The organism is Archangium sp. (genome assembly GCF_036389735.1).
Classification (GTDB): Bacteria; Myxococcota; Myxococcia; order Myxococcales; family Myxococcaceae; genus Archangium.
Map to the genome: position 1 here is coordinate 1 of NZ_DASVWK010000972.1, position 6452 is coordinate 6452.

Here is a 6452-nt window from a genome sequence, read left to right on the forward strand (position 1 = left end):
GGCCGAGCTCCGCGCAGTCCGCCGTGGGCAGCGCCTCGAAGAAGCGCCGCACCGTGGCCTGCGCGGCCTCGGTCTTCCTCGTCTCCGAGGACTTACAGCCGAGGGCGGCCACCAGGCCCAGCCACAGCGCCACGCGCGGCACCGCCCTCGTCGATAGGAAGCGCATCATCAGTAGCAGTTGGGAGCGTACATCTCGTCGTCGCTGGCGGAGGCGAACTGGTCGTCGCAGTAGCCGCTCGCCAGGGCGTGGCCGTTGCGCACGCAGCCGTCGTGGTTGGTGGCGTCCAGCGTGTACTGGGTGTCGCCGCCGCACCCGCCGCCGCAGCGGCCAAAGCACATGCCCTGCACCTTCGGGCGGCTCCAGTGGTCCGGCTCACCGCACACCCAGACACCGCCACTCATGTAGTACTCGTCGCCGCTGCACGAGGCGTGGTCGCCGAGCTGGGCGATCTGCTGGTTGCCCGTGTAGTCCCAGCCGCCGTGCTGGCAGTCGTGTTTGGCGTACGAGTACCAGTTGAAGACACCCGAGCAGCTGCCCGTCCACCGGCCGCCATTGCACTTCGCGTAGCTGCACAGCATGGTGTAGCCACGGCCCTGCTCGCCCATCACCGTGCGCTGCATGGCCACGCTGCTGGGGTGCTGCGCCCACAGGCTCACCGCGCGCCGCAGGTACTTGGCCTCGGGCGTCGCCGCGTCACCGGCGGGCAGCTGCGCGTTGAGCGCCGCCGACAGGAGCTCCAGCTTGCTCCGGTCCCCCTCCAGCATCTGCGTCTCCTGGCCCGTCTCCTCCGCGAAGCCGTCCAGCGACGACACGCCGTTGACGGCGTCCACCAGGCCCGTCAGCGTCATCCCGTTGAGCCGCACCTCGATGCGGAAGACGCCCTCCTCCACCTGACGCGAGGAGAAGCGCGCCTCGCCGTCCTGGCCCGCCGCGAAGCGGCCCGACACCACGCCCGCCTCCGACGTCAGCTCCAGTCCGTCCGCCGCCCGCGCCGCCTCCTGCGCGGGGACCGTCTGCCCACCGCAGGCCCACAGCATCATCGCCGCGACTGCCGCCAGTATCTTCCGCATGAACTCGTACCCCTCCCGCGCTGGTTTTACCGGATGCGCGGAAATAGAGAGAAATTCGCGTTTAGCGGAACCGTGACCTTCCAGCAAGGTGGAACGCGTCAACGGGGTGGATCCTCCCGGCGGAAGAGGGGCAGCGCCCCGGCGGCGTGCCCGAGGCCCGTGGCACCCTCGGGGAGGGACTCGTGGGCGCCCAGGGCGAGCAATCCCCCGGGCACCAACCGCGCCAGCAGCCGCCCCAGGAGCTCGAGTTGCAGGGGCCTCGCGAAGTAGGTGAAGGCCACGTTGCGGCAGAGCACCAGGTGGAAGGGGCCCTCGGGCATGCGCTGGCGCAGATCCTCGCAACGGAAGTCGAGCCCCTCGCGGTACTCGGGCCGCAGGCACAGCTCGCCCTCGCGCTCCTCGAAGGCCTGGGAGCGCCATTCGGAGGGAAGCTCGCGCAGCGTGGGGCGCCGGTAGCAGCCCCGGCGGGCCCGCTCCAACAGCGAGGCGTCCGCGTCGGTGGCCACCAACTCCAGGCGGAAGTCCGGGAAGCGCGGCGCGAGCCCCCACCGGAAGAGGACGGCCAGGGTGTAGGGCTCCTCGCCCGAGGCGCACCCCGCGCTCCACACGCGAAAGACGGTCTCGCCCCGGGCGCGCGCGGCCTCCAGCACCTGGGGGAGGAGCGGCTCACGGAGCGCGTCGAAGACGCCATGGTCCCGGTAGAAGCGGGAGATGGTGACGCGGCAGAGGGCATCCAGCATGGCGCGCTCGGCCGGGTCGTCCTCCAGGCGCTGGAGGTAGGCGGCGAGCCCCCCCACTCCGAGCGCCTTCATCCTCCGGCCCACGCGCTTGCACACCTGCCCGCGTACACGGCGGAAGCCCTCGTACCGCAGGCCAAGGCGAGGCGCGGCCCACCGTAGCAGCTCCAAGCACTCGGCATCCGTCACGCGACACCTCTTCCCCGGTCGGTGCGAGGCCGACAGCAGAGCAGGTTCCCCGAGTCGGGCGTTCACCAGTCGGAGACGGCTGTTGAAGGCCCGACGCGCGCAACGTTCTCTCGGACAAAGGGCACCAGCCCGAAAAGCCCGCCACCGTTGAGACCTCGTCGGAAAACCCTCACCTTGGAACTGAGGGGCGCCGGGGGGCGCCAGAAGGAGACAGACATGGCACGAGTCGAGAAGCGGGCGAGCATGTCCTGGAAGCTCATCCTCGCGGTGGCCGTGCTCGCCGGTTGTAACGTGAGCGGAGAGGACCCTTCCGACTCCCGCGACGAAGACTCGGTGGATTCCCACGGGGGGGGGCCCAGTCCGAGGGACGCCGGAGGACAGACGCGCTGGGTCCACACCGTGCGCAGCGAGGGAAGCAGCGACGCGCCCGTGGCCGTCGGGCAGGACGGGCAGGGCCACATCCTCACCCTGGGCAACCACCGCACGCCCATCGACTTCGGGGAAGGTCCCGTGGGCGGGCCCTCCGGGGCCTCCGTCCTGGTCGTCTCCAAGTACGCTCCCGAGGGCGGGCTGCTCTGGGCCCGCCTCCTCGAAGCGCCGCAGCGCCCGGGGGTGAGCCCGTACGTGCGGGGCCAGGCGCTCGCGATCGACGAGGAGGGCTCCGTGCTGCTGCTGGGGATGCAGAGCGGCGGGTTGGAGCTCGGTGGAAGCGTGCTGCCACCGGGGCCCTTCCTCGCGAGGCTCGACGCGAATGGCCAGCCACGCTGGGCGCGAGCCCTGCCCACCAGCGCCACGGAGCTGGCCGTCAGTCGCAAGGGAGACATCACCCTCGCGGGCGTGCTGACGGGCCGGGTGGACTTCGGCGACGGTCCCCGCACCGGCAACGGCCATCCCTTCCTCGTCCGCTACGGCTCCGAGGGAAAGCCGCGCTGGGTGTATGTCGACTCCGAGCGTGGTGTGCCGATGGACCTCGCCCAGGATGACGCGGGAGACCTCTACCTGACGGGGGGCCGCTTCCCACCGACCTCGCCGCTGCTCTTCCCCTTCCTCTCGCGCCTGTCCGATCGGGGCGTGCTCCAGTGGACGCGGCAGCTCGAGGGAGCCGCGGGGCTGATGATGAGCGTGGCGGCCCACGGCGACCACGTGGCGGTGTCCGGCTACTTCACCGGGAGCTTCCTCTTCCAGGGCGCGCCGCTCAGCGCGTCCACGAGCCGCGGCTTCGCGCTCACCTACGGCAAGGACGGGGCGGAGCGCTGGGGACTCCTGCTGGGCTCCACCTGGGGGATGGTGGAGATGGACCAGGGCTCGGGGCTCGTCATCGCGGGCCGGTACGCGGGAGGCGAGGACTTCGGCCTCGGGCTCGGTGAGCTGACGGGCTACCCGGGCTCGACGAACCTGTACGTGCTGCGGCTTCAGCGGCCCACGGGCAAGGCGCAGTGGATGCGGACGTATCCCTCCGCTTCCTCGCTGCCGGTGGACCTGTCCGTGCCACGCCAGGGCGCGAGCGCGCTCGTCGGCACCTTCCGGGCCCCGGTGGACTTCGGCACCGGCCCGCGCACCCCAGGCACGGGCGCCAACGCCTTCGTCCTCCAGTTGGAGAAGTGAGCCCGAGCGGGCATCAGTCGAGGAACCGCCGCTCCCAGCGGCGCCTGTCCTCCGGAGAGAAGCTGTGGTCGAACATGGGCCCCTCGTAACGCCAGGGCTCCAGCAGGCGCGCCAGCTCGCGGTAGGCGGGCAGCGTGCGGCCCTGCTCGGTGTCACCCGCGTCCGGCCATTCCCCGAGCGTCACCACCGCCCGGTCTCCATCCAACTCCTGCACGGTGGTGCCCGGCGAGCGCAGCCGAGCGCGCAGGGCCGACGCGCCACCCAGCTCGCCCAGCACGGGCTGGCCCAGGAACGTCATCCAGGAGGGACCTCGGACCCGCGTGCCGATGTTGTACGCGAAGGACGACACGTCGGGGAGGTCCATGCCCGGGTAGCGGAAGCACCGGTCACGGATCTCCTGCGGGATTGCCATGGTGTCGTTGGGACCGAGGAAGGCCAGGCCCACATTGCCCGAGCAGAACGGCAACGGGGCCGCCAGTTCCAGCGCCAGCTCGCGCACCCGCCCCGGTCCGTGCTCCTCCAGGTACTCCGTGGGCAGCCAGAACGAGGCCACGCAGGCATGGAGCTTCGAGCCGCTCCACTCAGGGTCGTCGATCTGCCTGCCGTAGTACTCGAACTGGTACCTCTGCGGACCGATTTCCCTAGCGTCCTCCAGGATGACCCGAGGCCAGGGCGCCTCCAACAGATTGCGTCGATTGAGCGCCCAGGTCTCCTGGTCCAGTTCCCAAGAGTCCCCCTCGTCGTCCACGTAGAAGCCGAGATTCTCCGCTCCCACCGCGTTCACGTAGATGTCCATCGAACGCATCACCGCCCGCGCCATCTCCGTGTGTGGTCGGCGCATGTAGAAGTCCAGCCGCAAGCCCTCCCATATCCAATAGCCGCGGGACTCCGTGCGGAGACGGATTCTCGGATAGCGCTCGCTCACCAGAAGACTCCTTTCCGGGGGCCGATCAGCACGAGGCCACTCCCGAACCTGAAGGAGTGACTCCAAGCTCCTTCGCGGATCTCACCCGCGCGCGGAGAGCACTTCCAGCAGCAGGCGTGCGGTCAGCTTGGCGGTCCGGGCATTCTCGTCATGGGGCGGGGAGAGTTCCATCAGGTCGGCGGCCACCAGCCGGGGGTCCGCGGAGACGGTGCGCACCACGTCGATCATCTCCCGCGACGAGAGGCCTCCCACGCCCACGGCGCTGACACCCGGAGCCACGGCGGCATCGGCGGCGTCGAGGTCCACGCTGAGGTAGATGGCGTCCGCCTGGGCCGACACGCGGGCCAGGGCCTCGCGGGCGATGGCCACGGCACCGCGCTCGGCGACGTCCTCGACGGTATAGAGGTGGATGCCCTGCTGGCGGGCCCAGGTGAGGTAGTACTGGGAGTTGGCGAAGCGGCGGAGGCCGATCATCGCGGTGCGCGGGCCGGTGACGATGCCGCTCTCCAGGGCCCGGCGGTAGGGGGTGCCGCTGGAGAGCGAGGCGGCGTCATCGTACTCGCGCACGTCGAGGTGGGCATCGAGCGTGATGAGCGCCAGGCGCAGCTCGGGGCGCGCGGCGGCGAGCCCGCGGATGAGCGAGCCGGAGAGGCCATTGTCTCCACCGATGAAGATGGGCCGAGCGCCGGAGGCGAAGAGGTTGTGGGCGGCGTCCTCGACGTGGACGTGGGCCATGGCGCCGTTCATGGAGGCGAGCGCGAGATCCCCCATGTCCACCACCTCGTTGAGCTCCCGCTGGCCGTCGAAGGAGCCATAGGAGGAGAGCGCCTCGCGCAGCGCCTTGGGGCCGAAGCGGGCGCCGGGGCGGGAGGGGATGCCGCCGTCATAGGGCAGGCCGAGGAGGACGGTGCGGTCCTGGAGCGGGAGGCCCGGCGAGAAGGGGCGCAGGAAGGAGGAGGCGCGAGGGTCGCGAGGGTCGGCTGCCGGACGGAGTCCGGCGAGAGGGTCATTCAGGGTATTCATGGTCAGTCCTCGGGTCGCATCCTTGCCACGGAATCGAGCCCCCGTCGAAGTGTTGCAGCCAGAGGAGCCCACCATGACGACCCAGAAATTCAACCTGCTCGCCCTGTCCCTCGCCTGCCTGGCGGCGGGAGCCACGGGGTGCGGCACCAGCGAAGCCGCGACGAAGCCGCGCCCGGAGACCAGCGCCACCTCCCCCCTGGCCAAGGAGCTGTTGGCCGCGCACAACGAGGTGCGGGCGAGCGCGAAGCCCAAGCCGAAGGCGCCCCTGCCTGCGCTCACGTGGTCGCCGGAGGCCGCGAAGGTGGCGCGGGCCTGGGCCAACAACTGCGAGTTCGAGCACAACCGCAACCGGGGCAAGTTCGGGGAGAACCTCGCCGCCGCCGCCCCCCCGGGCTCGAAGACGAACCGGGAGGCAGTGCTGGACTGGGCCTCCGAGGTGGCGGACTACACGTACTCCACCAACAAGTGCGCGCCGGGCAAGGTGTGCGGCCACTACACGCAACTGGTGTGGCGCGACACGACACAGGTGGGGTGCGCGACGGCCATCTGTACGAAGAACTCGCCCTTCGGCGCGCAGTTCCCCAAATGGGAACTCCTGGTCTGCAACTACGCGCCGCCGGGCAACTTCGTGGGACAGAAGCCCTACTGACGGGCCAGCGAAAAGACGACGGGCCACCCGGCACCCCACCCCGGCGAGGGGTGGGACCGGATGGCCCGTGAACCACGGCCCGGCCTGGACTACTTCTTGGCCGGCTGGCCACCCTGCGCCGGCTGACCCGGAGCGCCGCCCGGAGCGCCGCCCGGAGCGCCCGGCATCCCAGGCATGCCCGCGGGGGCCTCGCTCTTCTGCACCTCCAGCAGCTCCACCTCGAACACCAGCGCCGAGCCGCCCGGGATGCCCG

The 6452-nt window shown here is 70.8% G+C and carries 6 protein-coding genes; 2 read left to right on the forward strand and 4 right to left on the reverse strand.

Translation table 11 applies throughout. The annotated features are described in order from the left end of the window. Nucleotides 1-168: 168 nt before the first annotated feature. Both VF794_RS34630 and VF794_RS34635 read right to left on the reverse strand, forming a co-directional pair. Nucleotides 169-1071: a hypothetical protein gene (locus tag VF794_RS34630; protein WP_331117400.1), complete on the reverse strand. Its 903-nt coding sequence runs from the start codon at nucleotides 1069-1071 to the stop codon at nucleotides 169-171. A gap of 98 nt (nucleotides 1072-1169) precedes the next feature. Beyond that, entirely contained in the window at nucleotides 1170-1997 is an 828-nt protein-coding gene (locus VF794_RS34635) for a CheR family methyltransferase (RefSeq protein ID WP_331117401.1), read from the reverse strand. A gap of 216 nt (nucleotides 1998-2213) precedes the next feature. Here VF794_RS34635 and VF794_RS34640 point away from each other — a divergent pair, with 216 nt between their 5' ends. After that, on the forward strand, nucleotides 2214-3602 hold the full coding sequence (locus VF794_RS34640) for a hypothetical protein (RefSeq protein ID WP_331117402.1): 1389 nt from the start codon (nucleotides 2214-2216) through the stop codon (nucleotides 3600-3602). Nucleotides 3603-3615: 13 nt separating this feature from the next. Here VF794_RS34640 and VF794_RS34645 read toward each other — a convergent pair whose 3' ends face one another. Continuing rightward, entirely contained in the window at nucleotides 3616-4527 is a 912-nt protein-coding gene (locus VF794_RS34645) for a DUF3396 domain-containing protein (protein WP_331117403.1), read from the reverse strand. 81 nt (nucleotides 4528-4608) lie between these two features. Continuing rightward, nucleotides 4609-5550 carry an agmatinase family protein gene (locus VF794_RS34650; protein ID WP_331117404.1) on the reverse strand — a complete coding sequence of 314 codons (942 nt, stop codon included), beginning with the start codon at nucleotides 5548-5550 and terminating at the stop codon, nucleotides 4609-4611. 73 nt (nucleotides 5551-5623) lie between these two features. Here VF794_RS34650 and VF794_RS34655 point away from each other — a divergent pair, with 73 nt between their 5' ends. Beyond that, nucleotides 5624-6199, forward strand: a complete 576-nt coding sequence (locus tag VF794_RS34655; RefSeq protein ID WP_331117405.1) for a CAP domain-containing protein — start codon at nucleotides 5624-5626, stop codon at nucleotides 6197-6199. The last annotated feature ends 253 nt before the right edge of the window (nucleotides 6200-6452 follow it).

Coding starts and splice junctions, on each gene's coding strand:
- VF794_RS34630 (WP_331117400.1), bottom strand. CDS start 1,071: ATGCGGAAGATACTGGCGGCAGTCGCGGCGATGATGCTGTGGGCCTGC.
- VF794_RS34655 (WP_331117405.1), top strand. CDS start 5,624: ATGACGACCCAGAAATTCAACCTGCTCGCCCTGTCCCTCGCCTGCCTG.
- VF794_RS34640 (WP_331117402.1), top strand. CDS start 2,214: ATGGCACGAGTCGAGAAGCGGGCGAGCATGTCCTGGAAGCTCATCCTC.
- VF794_RS34650 (WP_331117404.1), bottom strand. CDS start 5,550: ATGAATACCCTGAATGACCCTCTCGCCGGACTCCGTCCGGCAGCCGAC.